Below are 15,331 nucleotides of genomic sequence, written 5' to 3'. Positions count from 1 at the left end.
CTCACCCGGCGAAGCGGGCGCGCAGGGTCTTGCGGTCGAGCTTGCCGACGGCGGTCTTCGGGATGGCGTCCGCGAAGATGATCTTGCGTGGCTTCTTGTAGGAGGCGACCCGCTCGGTCACGTGCTCGACCAGCCGATCGCTCAGCCCGTCCTCCGGAGCGACCCCCTCGGCGAGGACGACGACGGCCGTGACCGCCTCCACCCACCGCTCGTCAGGCGTCCCCACGACCGCCGCCTCGCGCACCGCCGGGTGCTCCAGCAGGACGTCCTCCACCTCGCGCGGGTAGACGTTGTAACCGCCGCTGATGATCATGTCGGACGTCCGGTCCTTGAGGAACAGGAAGCCGTCGCCGTCGAGGACGCCGACGTCGCGGGTGTGCACCCAGCCGTCGCGGAAGGTCTGCCCGGTCAGCTCCGGAGCGTCGAAGTACCCGGCGGTGGCGGACGGCCCGCGCACCACGATCTCGCCCGGCTCGCCCGGGGCGGCCTCGCGGCCGTCCTCGTCCAGCAGCCGCAGCTCGATGTCGGCGGCGATCTGCCCGCAGGCGGCGAGCCGGTCGCCGGTGTGGTCCTCGGGGCGCAGCACCGCGATGCACAGCGGGATCTCGGTCTGCCCGTAGTACTGCCAGAACCGGTCCCGGCCCCACGCGCGCATGGCGCGCTCGATGACGGGGCGCGGCATCGGCGAGGCGCCGTAGATGACGCGGCGCAGCGTGGCGACGTCCGCCGCCGCGAAGGCCGGGTGCTTGACGAGCATCTGGATCATGGTCGGCACCAGGTTGACCGCCGTGGCCCCGTAGCGTCCGATCGCGTCCAGGAACGGCTCGGGCGCGAAGCCCGGCAGGATGACGGTGCGGCCGCCGCGCAGCCACAGCGGCAGCACGAACACCCCGCTGGCGTGGATGAGGCTCGCCGCGTGCAGCATGACGTCGTCGGCCGTGGCCGGGAACAGGTTGAGCAGCACGTTCCGGCAGATCCCCGCGTAGGACGCCTGGGTGTGCTGCGCCGCCTTCAGCGTGCCGGTCGTCCCGGACGTGAACAGCGTGAGGATGACGTCGCCGGCGTCCACCTCGACCTCGGGCAGGGTCGCGGGGGCGCTCTCGGCGCGCTCCATGAGCGGGGGCTCGCCGTCCAGCGCGGTCTCCAGGCCGAGGAACCGCACGTCCGGCAGCGCGGCGGCCAGGTCGCGGGCGCGGTCGGTCAGGTCGGCGCCGAACACGACCAGCTCGCAGCGGGTCTCGGTGAGCATCGTGACGTGCTCGGCCACCGACAGCCGCGCGTTGAGCGGGACGCGGTTGATCCCGGCCTTCACGCAGGCGAAGTCGAGCGGCACGCTGAGCAGGCCGTTGTTCACCAGGAGGCCGACGCGCCGGCGGTGCCCGGCGCCCTCCCGCGCCAGCGCGTGCGCGAGCCGGTTGCTCAGCTCGTCGACCTGGCCGAACGTCAGCTCCCGGTCGCCGAACACGACGGCGGTCCGGCCGGTGTGCTGCCGCGCGCCGCGGACGATCAGTTCACGGGTGGTGGGGCTCACGGGGTGGTCTCCTCTCCGGCGAAGCGCCCGTGCCGGCCGGCGCCGGCGACGAACCGGGCGGCGCCGTTCATGCCCTCGCGCACCACGACGGGGACGCCGGCGGCGCCCTCGTTGCGCAGTGCCTCGGCGAGGGGCAGGTCGAGGCCGGCGTAGGTCGAGGCGCGGTCGGCCAGCACGCATTCGAACGGGAACGCCGCGATCCGCTGGGCGAGTTCGCGGGCCGCGTCGACCGCCTCCCCCGGTTCGACGACCCGGTTGGCCAGGCCGATCGCGAGGGCCTCGTCCGCCTCGACGGGGCGTCCCGTCATGATCAGGTCGAGCGCGCGGCCGAGGCCGACGACGCGGGGCAGCCGGACGGTGCCGCCGTCGATGAGCGGCACGCCCCAGCGGCGGCAGAAGACACCGAACACCGCGTCGCGCTCGACGATCCGCAGGTCGGCGAGGAGGGCGAGCTCCAGCCCGCCCGCCACCGCGTACCCGCTGACGGCCGCGATGAGCGGCTTGCTCAGCGCCATCCGGGTCGGCCCCATCGGGCCGCTGCCGCCGCCCTCGGGATCGACCTCGTGGTGGCGGGCGGGGTCGCTCAGCGCGGTCAGGTCGGCGCCGGCGCAGAACGTCCCGCCGCTGCCGGCGAGCACCGCGACGCGCTGCCCCGGATCGGCCTCGAACGCCTCGAACGCCTCCCGCAGCTCGGCGGCCATCGGCCCGTCGACGGCGTTGCGCCGCTCGGGCCGGTCCATCCAGATCGTGGTGGTGGTCCCCGCCACCTCGACACGCACGTCCGCCATCGCCACCTCCGGGTCCTACAGTGAAACGACCGCTCCACTTATAACGCACGTTGGCAAATTCAGTCTAGAAGGTGTTTCAAATGCTCGAGCCGACCGCTCGCAAGCTCGTCCTGGACCTGGTGACGGCCAGCCCGCGCACCCGGTTCACGATCGCGGCGCTGTGCCGGGCCGGGGAGATCGTCGGGCTGAGCGCGCCGAGCGTCCGGATGGCGGCGAAGCGGCTGAACGAGGAGGGCGTGCTGGAGCGCGCCGGCCGCGGCGTCTACCTCCCGCGCCCCGAGCGGCTGCGCACCTACCCGCACGTCGAGCACTGGACGGCCCGCGAAGGCATCCGCGTGCCCTGGACGGGACGCTGGGCCGCGGTCGAGAACTCCGCCACCGCCCGCAGCGACCGCGCCGCCCTCCGCCACCACGACCGCGCCCTGCAACTCCTCGGCTTCCACGCCTGGCGCGGCGCGCTGCACGTCCGTCCCGACAACCTTCGCGGCGGCATCCCGGGGTTGCGCGAGACGCTCACCGGCACCGGCATGGCCCCCGGCGCGACCGTCTTCGCGATCGACGACCTCGCCCCCGACGCCGACCGGGAACTGCGCGCCCTCTGGGACACCGGCGCCCTCACCGAGGCCCTGACCCGCACCGCCGACGAGCTGACCCGCAGCCGCGACCGCCTGACCACCCTCAGCCCCGAGGAGTTCGCCCGCGAGTCCCTGCTGCTCGGCAGCCGCGCGATCGCGACGATCCTGCACGACCCGCTGCTCCCCGAGGAACTCTGCGACCCGTCCCCGCACCACCGGCTGGTCGCACTGACCAAGACCTACCAGGACACCGCCCAAGCGGTCTGGGCCCGCCTCCTCGACCTCGACGGCTGACCCCGCTCAGCAGAGGAAGGCCGCCAGGCGCTCCGCTTCCTCATCGACGTCAACCTGGTCGCTCTTGGCCAGGGGATACAGCGGAGAGACGACCACAGCACCCCCCTCGACGTTCCACGTCGCGGCCACCCGCCCGTCCACCAGAACAACGCGCTCACCGGCGACCGACAGGCCCCGGTGAGCGTCGTCGATGATCCGGCTTCGGTCCTGGTAGCCGAGGATGGCGTTGTCGAACGCCGGCAGGAAGCGGACCGGGGCGGGCGTGTCCGGGTCGGGGCGCGGGGCGTGCGGGAGGTCAAGCAGCTTGCGGCCCCGCTCGTCGCGGAAGACGACCAGCTCGTCCCGCAGCGCGGCGACCGCGGCGGGCAGCCCGGCGAGACCGCACCAGGCCCGCAGGTCGGACGACGTCGCGGGGCCGAACGCGGCGAGGTAGCGCCGCACCAGCACCTGCCCGACCGGGTCGGTCTCGTCCGAGGGAAGCGGGTCGATCTCCCGTCCAAGCCAGGACGAGAGAAGCGCGTTGCGGACACCGCCCTTGGCGCGCCACACCCCGCGCGGCGGCGTCTGCACCATCGGCAGAAGCGCCGAGACCAGCATCTCCCCAAGCGCCCGCCGCCCCGGCGCGGGCCAGCGCTCGGCGACCGCGTCGACCAGTTCGGCCATGGTGCGGGGCTGCCCGTCGTCCATCACCGCCCGCCCCGCCGCCGCAAGCTCCTCAAGGTCCACCCCGTCGAGTTCTTGCCGGTAGACGCCGAGCACCCGCTGACGCAGCATGGCGTCGTGCCGCGCCCGCCAGGCCACGGCATCGTCCGCGCTGACGAGATGGATGGTGCGCCGCATCAGCGGCAAGCGCACCACACGGCGCCCGCTCAACAAATCGGACAGCTCCGCCGGATCGAACCCGCGCAATCGCGACCAGAGCCCAACAAACGGCTCCTGCGGCTCCTGAGCCTGCAACCCGCCCAACCGCGCGACGGCATCGAGCACCGGCACGTCCACACGATCGAGCAGCATCTGCCGAGCGAGAGCGGCCCGATTGAGCGCCCGATCATCCAGAGTCTTCACTGCCGCATCACTCCCGCGTGGTGGACGTCCCATCCATCCACACTGGCAGCAATTGCGGCCACTTCCCGACCGCTACTCCACACCGGGGCAGACCGGCGTCAGGCCTGACTATTCGCCGTCGTCGGGCTTTCGGAGGACGTAGACACCCCTGCCCGCGATGCCACGGAGGACGCCGTCCTCGCGAAGCGTCTTGACCGCCTCGGCAACGGTGCGCTCGCTCACGTCGCACTCCTGGGAGAGCTGCCGGGTCGTGGGGATCTTCGAGCCGACGGGATAGGTGCCGTCCGCGATGCGGCGCGAGATCAGGGTCGTGATCTGCTCCCGCAACGGGCGCGGATCGGACAGATCAACCATGCCTGCAACGCTAGCGACGCACGCATGGTGCTTCATGAAGCGCATGTATTGCATAGCAAGCGCAGCTTGCATAGATTGCGTATGGTGATGGACTGAACACAGAAACGCCCCGCCCAGCGTTGCGACCGCCGGACGGGGCTAGGACCGCACGCCGCTAGGAGGCGAACGACCCATGACTCCAGATGCTAGGGCGCGGCTGGGCGCGCTAGGGACCGTTCTTCGCGCGCACGGGCTTCAGGCCTGGATGGCGCCGGACGGGCTCCATGTCGAGAACCCGGACGCGGCCGGGTGCTGCACCGAGCACCCGTGCACCGTCCTGACCGTGGAGGCACGCGGCACCGACGATGGGCGGGCGTGGTTCTGGACGGCGCACCGGGCCCCCATCGCAGACGTGCACCATGTCGCGGATGCCGTGACGGCGGTGAAGACGCTGCTGGCCGGACGTCCGGAGGCCGGGCTTTGATCGCGATCGCCGCCGCGATGCTCATCGTCTGCCTGATGCTGCTCGGGGCGAGCGCGACGGCGTTCGCCGCGTCGCGGCGTCCGGCCTACCGGGGGCGACACCGGGCCACCTGGTGACGTGGCCGTGTGCGGACGGTCGCGGGTGTTCTTCTCCAATTGTTGTGGGCGCGTTCCCCGTGAATCTGGGAGCATCACGACATCCCAAGGACGAAACAACCGAATCGCTCACCATTGCCGGACGGTCTCGTCGCCGGCGATCGGCAGGCCGGTATCGCCCTCCCCCACATGCAAGGAGAACAATGTCCACTTCCGTCAAGCTCCAGGTGAACGGCACGCCCGACCAGGTTCGCGCCGTCGTGGAGCAGGCCCTTCAGGCCGATGGCTTCCGCTTCACCTGGGAGGACCCGGCGCAGGCCATCATCGAGAAGGGCACCCGCACGAAGGCGCTGCTGCTCGGGGCGTTCGCGACGCACTACAAGTACCGCGTGATGCTCGTCCAGCAGCAGGACGGCACCGTGGTCGTCGACCTCGGCCCCGCGACGACCGGCATGTCCGGCGGCGCCATCGGCGTCGCCAAGGTGCGCAAGAAGCTCGACGAGGTCGGCCAGATCCTGGCCGGGGCGTTCCAGCAGGGCGGCACCTTCATCCGGGCGATATGACCCGCGCCCGCGCCGGGACGGCCCCGCTGCGGGGCGTCCCGGCGCGGCCCGGCCGGTTCCGACGCGCCTCCGCGGCGGGCTGACCACCAGGAATATTTGTCCGGAGCATTGACATTAATCTGCGGTGTCGTCCATGCTGCCGGACATGGAACGACGGGCGGACGCGCTGCAGCGGCTGCGGCAGGCCCATGAGGAGGTCGTGCTCGCGGCGCTGCGCAGCGAGGGGCCGATGAGCCGCACGCAGCTCACCGCGCGCACCGGGCTGTCCCGCACCACGCTGTTCGCGATCATCTCCGAGCTGATGGCGCGGGGCGCGGTGATCGAGTCCGGGGCCGAGGACGACGGCCGGCCGCGCGGGCGCGGGCGCCCCGCGACGCGGGTGTCGCTGAACCCGGACGCGGGCCTGCTGATCGGCGTCGACCTCGGGCGCCGCCGCATCCGGGTCGCGATCGCCAACGTCGCCCGGCAGGTCATCGCGACCGCCGTGGACGACTCGGCCTCCGACGCCGACGAGGGCGAGCAGGCCGACCTGGCCGTCGCGCTCATCCACAAGGTGTGCGAGGACCGGCACATCGGGCTGCGCGCCCTGGAGGCCGTCGGCGTCGGGCTGGTCGGCGTGATGGACGCGTCCAACCGGCGGTGGCGGGCGGCGGAGCGGCTGGCGGCGGCGTTCGACACCCGCGTCGAGGCCGACAACAACGCCCGGCTGGCGGCGCTGGCCGAGCAGACCTGGGGGGCCGCGCGCTCGACCGAGGACGTCGTGTACGTCCGGTGGTCGGTCGGCGTCGGCGGCGGCTTCATCTCCGGCGGGCGGCTGCTGCGCGGCGCGCACGGCGCGTCCGGCGAGCTGGGGCACGTGTCGGTCGACCCGGCGGGGCCGCGCTGCCACTGCGGCGGGCGCGGCTGCCTGGAGGAGCTGATCGGCGTGCCGGCGCTGCTGCGGTCGGCGGCCGCGCGCGGCGTGCGGCTGACCGGCACCGACGACCTGATGGAGGCCGCGCAGGCGCGGACGCCCGCGGTGACCGAACTCGTCGTGGAGGCGGCCCGGACGCTCGGCCGCGTGCTCGCCGGGTCGGTCGCCCAGCTCGACCCCGAACGCGTCGTGGTGGGCGGCGACCTCGCCCAGCTCGGCGGCCTCGTCCTCGACCCGATCAGGGCGGCGATCGCCGAGTACGCCCTGCCCGGGACGCAGCGCACGCTCGACATCGTCCCGGCCGACCTCGGGCCCGCCGCCTCCGCGATGGGCGCGATCGCCCTCGTGCTGCGCGACCAGGACCCCCGATCCCCCGACCCCACCACCGCAGACGTGTAGGACCACCAGCACCTCAAGACTGCCACCGGCAAATAGCGCCTATTTCTGTAAACCCTTGGGAATTAATGAACGGAGCGTCGTGTCCTCTCGCAACGTCCTGATCCTCATGACCGACCAGCACCGGGTCGACACGCTGGGCTGCTACGGCAACCCCGTGGTCAGCACCCCGGCGCTGGACGGGGTGGCGGCCGAGGGCACCAGGTTCGACCGGTTCTACACGCCGACCGCGATCTGCACCCCGGCCCGCGCCTCCCTGTTCACCGGCACGCACCCGTTCCGGCACGGCCTGCTCGTCAACCCCGAGCGCAACGGCGGCGCCAAGGACGAGGTGGACGACGACTTCCCCAACTTCGTCCAGCCGCTGCTCAAGGCCGGCTACAGCGTCGGCCATGTCGGCAAGTGGCACATCGGGCGCGAGCGCGGCCCCGAGTACTACGGCATGGACGGCGAGCACCTGCCGGGTGCGCTGAACCCGTTCCACCACCCGTCCTACCAGGCGTGGCTCGCGGAGAACGGGCACCCGCCGTTCAAGGTCCGCGACGCGGTCTTCGGCAAGGCGCCCAACGACTCCGGGCGCGGCCACCTGATCGCCGGGCGGCTGGAGCAGCCGGCCGAGGCGACCATCGAGGCGTTCCTCGCGGACCGGACGATCGAGCTGATCGACCGCTACGCCGCCGAGGACAAGCCGTTCGTCCTGACGTGCAGCTGGTACGGCCCGCACCTGCCCTACCTGCTGCCCGACGCCTACTACGACCTGTACGACCCGGCGGACGTCCCGCTGCCCGCGTCCATGGCCGAGACCTTCGACGGCAAGCCCGACGTCCAGCGCCGCTACGCCGAGTACTGGTCGGCCGACCACTTCGACGCCGATGCCTGGCGCAAGCTCATCGCCGTCTACTGGGGCTACGTCACGATGATCGACGAGCAGGCCGGGCGGATCCTCGACCGGCTCCGCGAGCACGGCCTCTGGGACGACACCGCGATCGTGTTCACCGCCGACCACGGCGAGTTCACCGGCTCGCACCGGCTGAACGACAAGGGCCCGGCGATGTACGAGGACATCTACCGGATCCCCGGGATCATCCGGGTGCCGGGCGCCCCGGTCCGGACGGTCGACGAGTTCGCCACGCTCATCGACCTGCACGCGACGATCCTCGACCTCGCCGGGCTGCCCACCGGGGAGCCGTGCGACGGCCGCAGCGTGCTGCCGCTCATCAACGGCGAGGACGACCCGCGCCCCGAGGTGGTCGCCGAATTCCACGGCCACCACTTCCCGTACTCGCAGCGCATGATCCGGGACCGCCGGTACAAGTTCGTGTTCAACCCCGAGAGCGTCCACGAGCTGTACGACCTGGAGAAGGACCCGCACGAGCTGCAGAACGTCTACACGGCGCCCGCCTACGCGGACGTGCGCCGGGACATGACCGTCCGGCTGTACCGGGAGCTGGTGCGCCGGGGCGACCCCGCCTACACCTGGATGAGCTACATGGCCGACATCGGCGCGGGCCGCGCGCCCGACGTCGACGGCGTCGCGGACGAGGTCGCGTGATGGCCGCCGCCGAGAAGACCGCCGCCGAGAAGGCCGCCGTGGAAAAGACCAAGGCGCCCGCCGCCGTGAAGGCGCCCGAGACCGCCAAGGCGAAGGCCCGCAAGGCGCGGGTGCGCGCCGCCGCGCTGAGCGCCGCGTCCGCCGTGCTCGGCATCGGCGTGTGGATCGGGCTGTCCAAGAGCGGCATCGACGGGTTCCCCGGCCCGGTCTCGGTCGTCAAGCGCGCCGGGGAGCTGATCGAGCAGGGGACGCTGTTCAGCGACCTGTTCGACAGCCTCCGCCGGGTGCTGATCGGGTTCGTGCTGGGCGTCCTGCTCGCGATCCCGGTCGGGTTCGCGATGGGCTGGTACCCGGTGGTGCGCGGCCTGTTCGAGCCGTGGCTGCAGTTCTTCCGGATGATCCCGCCGCTGGCGATCATCCCGCTGGCGGTCGTGCTGATGGGCATCGACGAGACCCCGAAGATCTTCGTGATCTTCCTGGCGTCGTTCCTGTCGTCGGTCGTGTCGACGTACCAGGGCGTCATCTCTGTCGACAAGACGCTGATCAACGCCGCGCGGGTGCTCGGCGCCCGGGACCGGACGCTGTTCACCGACGTCGTGGTGCCGGCCTCGACCCCGTTCATCCTCGTCGGCATGCGGATCGGGCTCGGCGCGTCCTGGGCGACGGTCGTGGCCGCCGAGCTGATCGCCGCGCAGGGCGGGCTCGGCTACCGGATGCAGCAGGCGCAGCTCTACTACGAGCTGCCCACCATCTTCGTCTCGCTGATCGTGATCGGGCTCGTCGGGCTCGTGATGGACCGGCTGCTGCTCCTCGCCGAGCGGCGGCTCACCGGATGGCAGGAGCGCCGATGACCAAGATCGCATTCCGGGACGTCACCCACCGGTTCGAGACGTTCACCGCGCTCGACGACGTCTCGCTCGACATCGCCGACGGCGAGTTCGTGACGGTCGTCGGGCCGTCCGGCTGCGGGAAGAGCACCCTGCTCAACCTGGCCGCCGGCCTGCTCGAACCCGGCGCCGGCACCGTCGAGGTGGACGGCAGGCGGGTCAAGGGCCCCGGCCCCGAACGCGGCGTGATCTTCCAGCAGTACGCGCTGTTCCCCTGGATGAGCACCCGCAAGAACGTCGAGTTCGGGCTGAAGATCGCCGGGGTGGCGAAGAAGGAGCGCCGCGCCACCGCCGAGCACTACCTCGACCTGGTCGGGCTCGCCGACTTCGCCGACGCGCTCCCGAAGACGCTGTCGGGCGGGATGAAGCAGCGCTGCGCGATCGCCCGCGCCTACGCGGTGAACCCGTCGGTGCTGCTGATGGACGAGCCGTTCGGCGCGCTCGACGCGCTCACCCGCGTCCAGCTGCAGGACGGCCTGCTCGACACCTGGACCCGCGAGCGGCGCACCGTCATGTTCATCACCCACGACGTGGACGAGGCCGTCTACCTGGCCGGACGGGTGGTCGTGATGGCCGCCCGCCCCGGCCGCGTGCACCGCGTCATCGACGTCGACCTGCCCTACCCCCGCACCGAGGAGATCCGGCTGTCGCCGGAGTTCGACGAACTCCGCCGCGAGGTCTGGAAGGCCGTCTACCACCAGCCCCCCGCCCCGACCCCCGAAGGGACCATCCGATGAGATCACTGCGACTGCTGGCCGTGTCGCTGCTGCTGGTGCCGCTCGCCGCCGCGTGCGGCGGGGACGACGGCGGCGACGGCGGGACGTCCGTCAAGTTCGGCTACACCGCCGACTTCGCCGGCGCGGCGACGCTCGCCGCCGCCGACAAGCTCGGCCTGTGGAAGAAGGCCGGGCTGAAGCCGGACCTGAAGGTCTTCACCAACGGCCCGCTGCAGATCCAGGCGCTCGGCGCGGGCGACCTCGACTTCGGCTACATCGGCCCCGGCGCGACGTGGCTCCCCGCGTCCGGCAAGGCCAAGATCGTCGCGGTGAACATGCTCGGCCAGGCCGACCGGATCATCACCACCCCGAAGTCGGGCATCAAGGACATCGCCGGGCTGCGCGGCAAGAAGGTCGCGGTGCCCGAGGGCACGTCCGGCGACATGCTGCTCCAGCTCGCGCTGAAGAAGGCGGGCATGGGGCCGAAGGACGTCGAGCGCGTGCCGATGGACCCGAGCACCGTGGTCACCGCGTTCTCGTCCGGCAAGGTGGACGCCGCCGCGATCTGGTACCCGCTGATCGACACGATCAAGAAGCGCACCCCGGACCTGGTCGAGCTGTCGAAGAACGCCGACTTCTTCCCTGCCATGTCGTTCCCCAGCTCGTTCGTCGCCCGCAACGAGATCGTGAAGGACGACTCGGCGACCGCCCGCAAGGTCGTGCAGGTGCTCCAGGAGGCCAACGACTGGGTGAACGGGCACACCACCGAGGCGGAGGAGACCGCCGCGAAGTTCCTCAAGGTGCCGCCCGCGCAGTTCAAGGGCTCGTCCGCCGTCACCAAGACGTTCACCTCCGCCGAGCTGGCCAAGTTCTCCGGCGACGGGACGGTGAACGGCTGGTTCAAGGGCCTGTCGGACATCTTCGTCGCGATGGGCAAGCTGCCGTCCTCCCCCGACCCGAAGACCTACTACACCGCCGACCTCTACACGAACGCCGCCGCCGGGAAGTGACCCGGTCCCCGGTCGGCGCGCGCCGGCCGGACCGCCGATGAGGAGGCACCACCCCCATGCCCCGTCCCCCCATCCGACGCAAGCGCAGCTTGGCGACCGCCGCCGCGGCCGCCCTCACCCTCACCCTCACCTCCCCGCTCGCGGCCTCGGCCGAGACGCCGGCCGCCGACCCCGTCAACCTGGCACTGGCCGGGACGGCGACCGCGTCCAGCGTCGAACTCGACCGGGACTCGTTCGCGGCGTCGCAGGTCAACGACGGCGACACCGGCACCCGGTGGTCGTCGAAGTACGCCGACGACAACTGGGTGCAGGTCGAGCTGGCCGCCGCCGCGAACATCGACCACGTCACCCTCGTCTGGCCGAACGCCTGCGCCCGCGACTTCGCGCTGCAGACGTCGGCGGACGGCGTCACCTGGACGACCGTGACCCGGTCGCGGCGTGACACCTGCCCCCGCACCGACACGATCGACGTCGGGGCGACCGCGAAGTTCGTCCGGATGCAGGGCTTCCAGCGCTGGGCGTCGTACGGCTACTCGATCTCGGAGTTCCAGATCTGGGACCGGCCCGCTCCGAAGTCGCTCGGGCTCGTGCCGAAGCCCGTCTCGGTCGCCGAGGCCGACGGCCCCGGCTACCGGCTCGCCCCGTCCGCGTCCATCGCCGCGATCGGGGACGGCGCGCAGGCGCCCGCCGCCTACCTGGCGAAGGTGCTGCGGCCGTCCACCGGCTACAAGCTGCCGGTCGTGACCGCGCGGAAGGGCCGGGGGCAGATCGTCGTCAGGGTCGGCTCCGGGCTCGGGCCGTCCGGGCGGCCGGAGGGCTACGCGCTCAAGGCGAACCCGGCGAAGGTCACCATCGAGGCGTCCACCGCGAACGGCGCGCTCAACGGCGTCCAGACCCTGCGGCAGCTGTTTCCGCAGTGGGTCGAGTCGCCCGCGAAGGTCCGCGCGGACTGGACGGTGCCGCAGGTCGAGATCAGCGACTACCCGAGGTTCGCGCACCGCGGCATGATGCTCGACGTCGCCCGCAGCTTCTACCCGGTGGACGAGGTCAAGAAGTACATCGACGCCGCCGCCCAGTTCAAGATCAACCGGCTGCACCTGCACCTGAGCGACGACCAGGGCTGGCGGATCGCGCTCGACGATCCGGCGGAGAACCCGTCCGGGATCGACTATCCGAAGCTGACCTCCGTGTCCGGCCGCACCGCGATGACGTACAACGACAGCGGCCAGCAGATGGGCACCGAACTCGGCGTGACGGGCTTCTACACGAAGGCCGACTACCGCGAGATCGTCCGGTACGCGGGGGCGAGCGGCATGACCGTCGTGCCCGAGATCGACATGCCCGGCCACACCAACGCCGCGCTGCACGCGATCCCGCAGCTGAACAGCGCCGGGTCCAAGCCCGCGCTGAAGCCCGGCGAGACGACCGTCCCGGCGAACGGCACCCCGAACGTCGGCTACTCGTCCTTCGACGCCGCGAACCCGGCGACGTACGAGTTCACGAAGCAGGTCCTCACCCAGATCGCCGAGCTGACGCCCGGCCCGTACCTGCACATCGGCGGGGACGAGTCGCACAGCACGAGCCACGCCGACTACACGAAGATGGTGGACGCCTTCACCGGCCAGGTGAACGCGCTCGGCAAGACGGTCGTCGGCTGGAACGAGACCGCCGGGACGTCGCTGCCGCAGGGCAACGCGGTCGTCCAGTTCTGGAACGGCAACCGGAACGCCGTCGCCAACGCGGTCACGTCCCGGGGCGCCAAGGTGATCCTGTCCCCGGCGGGCAACACCTACGTCCCGCAGAAGCAGGACTCGCGGCAGCCGCAGGGCGGCACCTGGGCGTGCGGCGGGCCGTGCGGCCTCGACCGGCACTACGGCTGGGACCCCGGCACCTACATCCCCGGCATCTCCGAGGAGAGCGTGCTCGGCGTCGAGTCGGCGCTGTGGGGCGAGTTCATCCGGCGGCTGCCGCAGGCGCAGTACTACAGCTACCCGCGCCTCGTCGCCACCGCCGAGGTCGGCTGGACGCCGCAGTCCAAGCGGAACTACACCGACTTCACCGGACGGCTCGCGGCGGTCGGCGGGCGGCTGACGCTCCAGGGCGTCAACTTCTTCCCGACCTCCGACGTGCCGTGGCCGGCGGCCGCGCTCGGCACCGACCGGACCGTCCCGGCGGGCACCCCGGCCGGTGCGACCTGGACGGTCACCGCACCCGCCGCCGGCGCGCTCACCGGCACCGTCCGCTGGAGCGACGGTGTCGAGGAGGACGTCACGCTCACCACGTCCCGCGCCGCCAGCATCCCTGACATGCGGGGCAACGCCGCGTTCACCGCAGTCTCCAACCGGACGTTCGACGCGCCCGGGACCTACAAGGCGACCCTCACGATCCGGCCGCCGTCCGGCCAGGCGCCCGTGGAAGCGCCGCTGACCCTGACCGTCTCCTAGACCAGTGCGCGGGGACGGGGGTCCGTCGCCCGGCCCCGTCCCCGCGCACGCTAGACATGGAGCCATGACCTCGCACGACCTCCCGGCCTGCTGCGCCGCCTCCCGCGATGCCTCTCCCGAGGCCGCGCGGGGGGCGGCGGCGCTGCCGCAGCTCGTCGTCCCGCGCCCGTCCGCCCCGGCGCTCACGCAGATGATCGCCCTCCCGGGCGGCACCTTCCGGATGGGCAACGAGGACGCCAACGCCAACCCCTACGACGGGGAGGGACCCGTCCGGGACGTGCACGTCGGCCCCTTCCGGATCGACCCGCACACCGTCACCAACGCCGAGTTCGCCCGGTTCGTCGACGCCACCGGGTACCGGACGGAGGCCGAGCACTTCGGCTGGTCCTACGTCTTCAAGGGCCTGCTGAGCCCCGAGGCGGCGGACGCGGCCCCGTCACCCGCCGGGACGCCCTGGTGGCGCGCCATCGAAGGCGCCACCTGGAACCGTCCCGAAGGGCCCGGCAGCGGCGTAGACGACCGCCCGGCGCACCCGGTCGTCCACGTCTCCTGGAACGACGCGGCCGCGTACGCGGCCTGGGCCGGGAAGCGCCTGCCGACCGAGGCCGAATGGGAGTACGCCGCGCGCGGCGGTCTCGACCAGGCCACCTACCCGTGGGGTAACGAACTCGACCCGGACGGCGAGATCCGGTGCAACATCTGGCGCGGCGCCTTCCCCGACCAGCACGACGGGCGCCCCGGGCCCGTCGCCGCCGACTCCTTCGAGCCGAACGCCTACGGGCTCTACAACACCGTCGGCAACGTGTGGGAATGGTGCGCCGACCCGTTCACCCCGGCCGGTGACGCGCGCGCGATGCGCGGCGGCTCGTACCTGTGCCACGACTCCTACTGCAACCGGTACCGCGTCGCCGCCCGCACCGCCAACACCCCCGACTCCAGCACCGGCAACACCGGCTTCCGCTGCGCCGCCGACGCCTGACACCTCGTCCTAGAGGAACGCGCTGCTCTGGGACTCCCAGTGGGCGAGGCCGAGGCGCCGGTGCACCCGCTGGGCCGCGCGGGCGGCGTCGGGGAGCAGGCCGTCCAGGAGTTCCTCGATGGCGGTGACCACCGCCGAGCGCGCGCCTGCACGAAGTGGAACGTTCCGCAGCAACTCCCCCGTCCTCGACTGACCCGGCGCGACCGGACAAATAACGCCAAACACCGCCGGAGCCGGAACACATGATCGCCGCGCGACGTCGAACCGGTGTGTTGAGGACGAGGCCGCGGCTCCGGCGCGGCGTTCACATCGGCTTCGCGTTCGGTGCCGTGATGATGGGGCTGATCGCGGTGACCTGGGGCGGCGGCGCGGTCGCCGCCGCCCTGGACCAGTGGGGCAAGCACAAGGTGACCGCGCGGGTCGTGTCCGTCCACGCGCACGAGTACCCGAAGTTCCTCGGCCTCCGGTACACCACCCGCGACGGCCGGAAGATCCTGACCGTCATGGACCATCGGCACGCCGAGGACGTGAAGAAGGGCTCGGAGATCGAGGTCCTCTACGACCCCGACGACCCCGAGGAGGCGCAGCGCTACCAGCGGCTCGGTTCCGCACCGGTCGTGGTGGCCGCCTTCGCGGCCGGCGCGGCGGTCCTCGGCACCGCCGCCTACCGGACGCGCGGCAAGGCCCCCGCCGCCCGCTAGCCGAT

The 15,331-nt window shown here is 72.1% G+C and carries 16 protein-coding genes; 11 read left to right on the top strand and 5 right to left on the bottom strand.

Going from position 1 to position 15,331, the window contains the following annotated elements:
* Position 1 precedes the first annotated feature (1 nt).
* Positions 2 to 1,531, bottom strand: a complete 1,530-nt coding sequence (locus tag HUT06_RS02980; RefSeq protein ID WP_176194291.1) for a class I adenylate-forming enzyme family protein — start codon at positions 1,529 to 1,531, stop codon at positions 2 to 4.
* The gene (locus HUT06_RS02975) at positions 1,528 to 2,319 is read right to left on the bottom strand and encodes a crotonase/enoyl-CoA hydratase family protein (RefSeq protein ID WP_176194290.1); all 792 of its coding nucleotides are present in this window, start codon (positions 2,317 to 2,319) and stop codon (positions 1,528 to 1,530) included. Before HUT06_RS02975 ends, HUT06_RS02980 begins: the two co-directional genes overlap by 4 nt.
* A gap of 80 nt (positions 2,320 to 2,399) precedes the next feature.
* Between HUT06_RS02975 and HUT06_RS02970 the strand changes: the two genes are divergently transcribed.
* Positions 2,400 to 3,188, top strand: a complete 789-nt coding sequence (locus HUT06_RS02970; protein WP_176194289.1) for a hypothetical protein — start codon at positions 2,400 to 2,402, stop codon at positions 3,186 to 3,188.
* 6 nt (positions 3,189 to 3,194) lie between these two features.
* On the opposite strand, the gene HUT06_RS02965 is transcribed toward HUT06_RS02970, so the two are convergent.
* Both HUT06_RS02965 and HUT06_RS02960 read right to left on the bottom strand, forming a co-directional pair.
* Positions 3,195 to 4,202, bottom strand: coding sequence for a winged helix DNA-binding domain-containing protein (locus HUT06_RS02965; RefSeq protein ID WP_254715720.1), 1,008 nt, complete (start codon positions 4,200 to 4,202; stop codon positions 3,195 to 3,197).
* Positions 4,203 to 4,361: 159 nt separating this feature from the next.
* Complete coding sequence (locus HUT06_RS02960) at positions 4,362 to 4,607, bottom strand: GntR family transcriptional regulator (protein WP_176194287.1); 246 nt, start codon at positions 4,605 to 4,607, stop codon at positions 4,362 to 4,364.
* 172 nt (positions 4,608 to 4,779) lie between these two features.
* On the opposite strand from HUT06_RS02960, the gene HUT06_RS02955 reads away from it, so the two are divergent.
* The 9 genes from HUT06_RS02955 to HUT06_RS02915 all read left to right on the top strand — a co-directional run bounded on the left by HUT06_RS02955 (position 4,780) and on the right by HUT06_RS02915 (position 14,625).
* Positions 4,780 to 5,070 (top strand): hypothetical protein, encoded by a 291-nt coding sequence (locus HUT06_RS02955; protein WP_176194286.1) that lies wholly within the window; start codon positions 4,780 to 4,782, stop codon positions 5,068 to 5,070.
* A 298-nt stretch (positions 5,071 to 5,368) separates the two neighbouring features.
* Positions 5,369 to 5,728, top strand: a complete 360-nt coding sequence (locus HUT06_RS02950; RefSeq protein WP_176194285.1) for a hypothetical protein — start codon at positions 5,369 to 5,371, stop codon at positions 5,726 to 5,728.
* 145 nt (positions 5,729 to 5,873) lie between these two features.
* Positions 5,874 to 7,040 (top strand): ROK family transcriptional regulator, encoded by a 1,167-nt coding sequence (locus HUT06_RS02945; RefSeq protein ID WP_176194284.1) that lies wholly within the window; start codon positions 5,874 to 5,876, stop codon positions 7,038 to 7,040.
* Positions 7,041 to 7,119: 79 nt separating this feature from the next.
* A complete protein-coding gene (locus tag HUT06_RS02940; RefSeq protein ID WP_176194283.1) occupies positions 7,120 to 8,589 on the top strand; it encodes a sulfatase-like hydrolase/transferase in 1,470 nt (489 codons plus the stop codon).
* Entirely contained in the window at positions 8,589 to 9,440 is an 852-nt protein-coding gene (locus tag HUT06_RS02935) for an ABC transporter permease (RefSeq protein ID WP_176194282.1), read from the top strand. Before HUT06_RS02940 ends, HUT06_RS02935 begins: the two co-directional genes overlap by 1 nt.
* On the top strand, positions 9,437 to 10,213 hold the full coding sequence (locus HUT06_RS02930) for an ABC transporter ATP-binding protein (RefSeq protein ID WP_176194281.1): 777 nt from the start codon (positions 9,437 to 9,439) through the stop codon (positions 10,211 to 10,213). The genes HUT06_RS02935 and HUT06_RS02930 overlap by 4 nt, the downstream gene beginning before the upstream one ends.
* Entirely contained in the window at positions 10,210 to 11,202 is a 993-nt protein-coding gene (locus HUT06_RS02925; RefSeq protein ID WP_176194280.1) for an aliphatic sulfonate ABC transporter substrate-binding protein, read from the top strand. Before HUT06_RS02930 ends, HUT06_RS02925 begins: the two co-directional genes overlap by 4 nt.
* Before the next feature lie 56 nt (positions 11,203 to 11,258).
* Positions 11,259 to 13,646 (top strand): family 20 glycosylhydrolase, encoded by a 2,388-nt coding sequence (locus tag HUT06_RS02920; protein WP_176194279.1) that lies wholly within the window; start codon positions 11,259 to 11,261, stop codon positions 13,644 to 13,646.
* A 64-nt stretch (positions 13,647 to 13,710) separates the two neighbouring features.
* A complete protein-coding gene (locus HUT06_RS02915) occupies positions 13,711 to 14,625 on the top strand; it encodes a formylglycine-generating enzyme family protein (RefSeq protein ID WP_176194278.1) in 915 nt (304 codons plus the stop codon).
* A 9-nt stretch (positions 14,626 to 14,634) separates the two neighbouring features.
* Here the strand turns inward: HUT06_RS02915 and HUT06_RS02910 are convergent, their stop codons facing one another.
* Positions 14,635 to 14,799 (bottom strand): hypothetical protein, encoded by a 165-nt coding sequence (locus tag HUT06_RS02910; RefSeq protein ID WP_176194277.1) that lies wholly within the window; start codon positions 14,797 to 14,799, stop codon positions 14,635 to 14,637.
* A gap of 158 nt (positions 14,800 to 14,957) precedes the next feature.
* On the opposite strand from HUT06_RS02910, the gene HUT06_RS02905 reads away from it, so the two are divergent.
* Positions 14,958 to 15,326 (top strand): DUF3592 domain-containing protein, encoded by a 369-nt coding sequence (locus HUT06_RS02905; RefSeq protein ID WP_176194276.1) that lies wholly within the window; start codon positions 14,958 to 14,960, stop codon positions 15,324 to 15,326.
* Positions 15,327 to 15,331 lie beyond the last annotated feature (5 nt).

Origin of the sequence: Actinomadura sp. NAK00032, assembly GCF_013364275.1 — a bacterium.
Lineage (GTDB): Bacteria > Actinomycetota > Actinomycetes > Streptosporangiales > Streptosporangiaceae > Spirillospora.
The sequence above is the reverse complement of the archived record's forward strand: the minus strand, read 5'-3'. Positions and strand labels throughout refer to the sequence as shown.

Bases quoted from the DNA above. Each gene is read 5' to 3' on its own strand.
- HUT06_RS02975 (WP_176194290.1), bottom strand. From the start codon at position 2,319: ATGGCGGACGTGCGTGTCGAGGTGGCGGGGACCACCACCACGATCTGG.
- HUT06_RS02970 (WP_176194289.1), top strand. From the start codon at position 2,400: ATGCTCGAGCCGACCGCTCGCAAGCTCGTCCTGGACCTGGTGACGGCC.
- HUT06_RS02965 (WP_254715720.1), bottom strand. From the start codon at position 4,202: ATGCTGCTCGATCGTGTGGACGTGCCGGTGCTCGATGCCGTCGCGCGG.
- HUT06_RS02960 (WP_176194287.1), bottom strand. From the start codon at position 4,607: ATGGTTGATCTGTCCGATCCGCGCCCGTTGCGGGAGCAGATCACGACC.
- HUT06_RS02955 (WP_176194286.1), top strand. From the start codon at position 4,780: ATGACTCCAGATGCTAGGGCGCGGCTGGGCGCGCTAGGGACCGTTCTT.
- HUT06_RS02950 (WP_176194285.1), top strand. From the start codon at position 5,369: ATGTCCACTTCCGTCAAGCTCCAGGTGAACGGCACGCCCGACCAGGTT.
- HUT06_RS02945 (WP_176194284.1), top strand. From the start codon at position 5,874: ATGGAACGACGGGCGGACGCGCTGCAGCGGCTGCGGCAGGCCCATGAG.
- HUT06_RS02935 (WP_176194282.1), top strand. From the start codon at position 8,589: ATGGCCGCCGCCGAGAAGACCGCCGCCGAGAAGGCCGCCGTGGAAAAG.
- HUT06_RS02930 (WP_176194281.1), top strand. From the start codon at position 9,437: ATGACCAAGATCGCATTCCGGGACGTCACCCACCGGTTCGAGACGTTC.
- HUT06_RS02925 (WP_176194280.1), top strand. From the start codon at position 10,210: ATGAGATCACTGCGACTGCTGGCCGTGTCGCTGCTGCTGGTGCCGCTC.
- HUT06_RS02920 (WP_176194279.1), top strand. From the start codon at position 11,259: ATGCCCCGTCCCCCCATCCGACGCAAGCGCAGCTTGGCGACCGCCGCC.
- HUT06_RS02915 (WP_176194278.1), top strand. From the start codon at position 13,711: ATGACCTCGCACGACCTCCCGGCCTGCTGCGCCGCCTCCCGCGATGCC.
- HUT06_RS02905 (WP_176194276.1), top strand. From the start codon at position 14,958: ATGATGGGGCTGATCGCGGTGACCTGGGGCGGCGGCGCGGTCGCCGCC.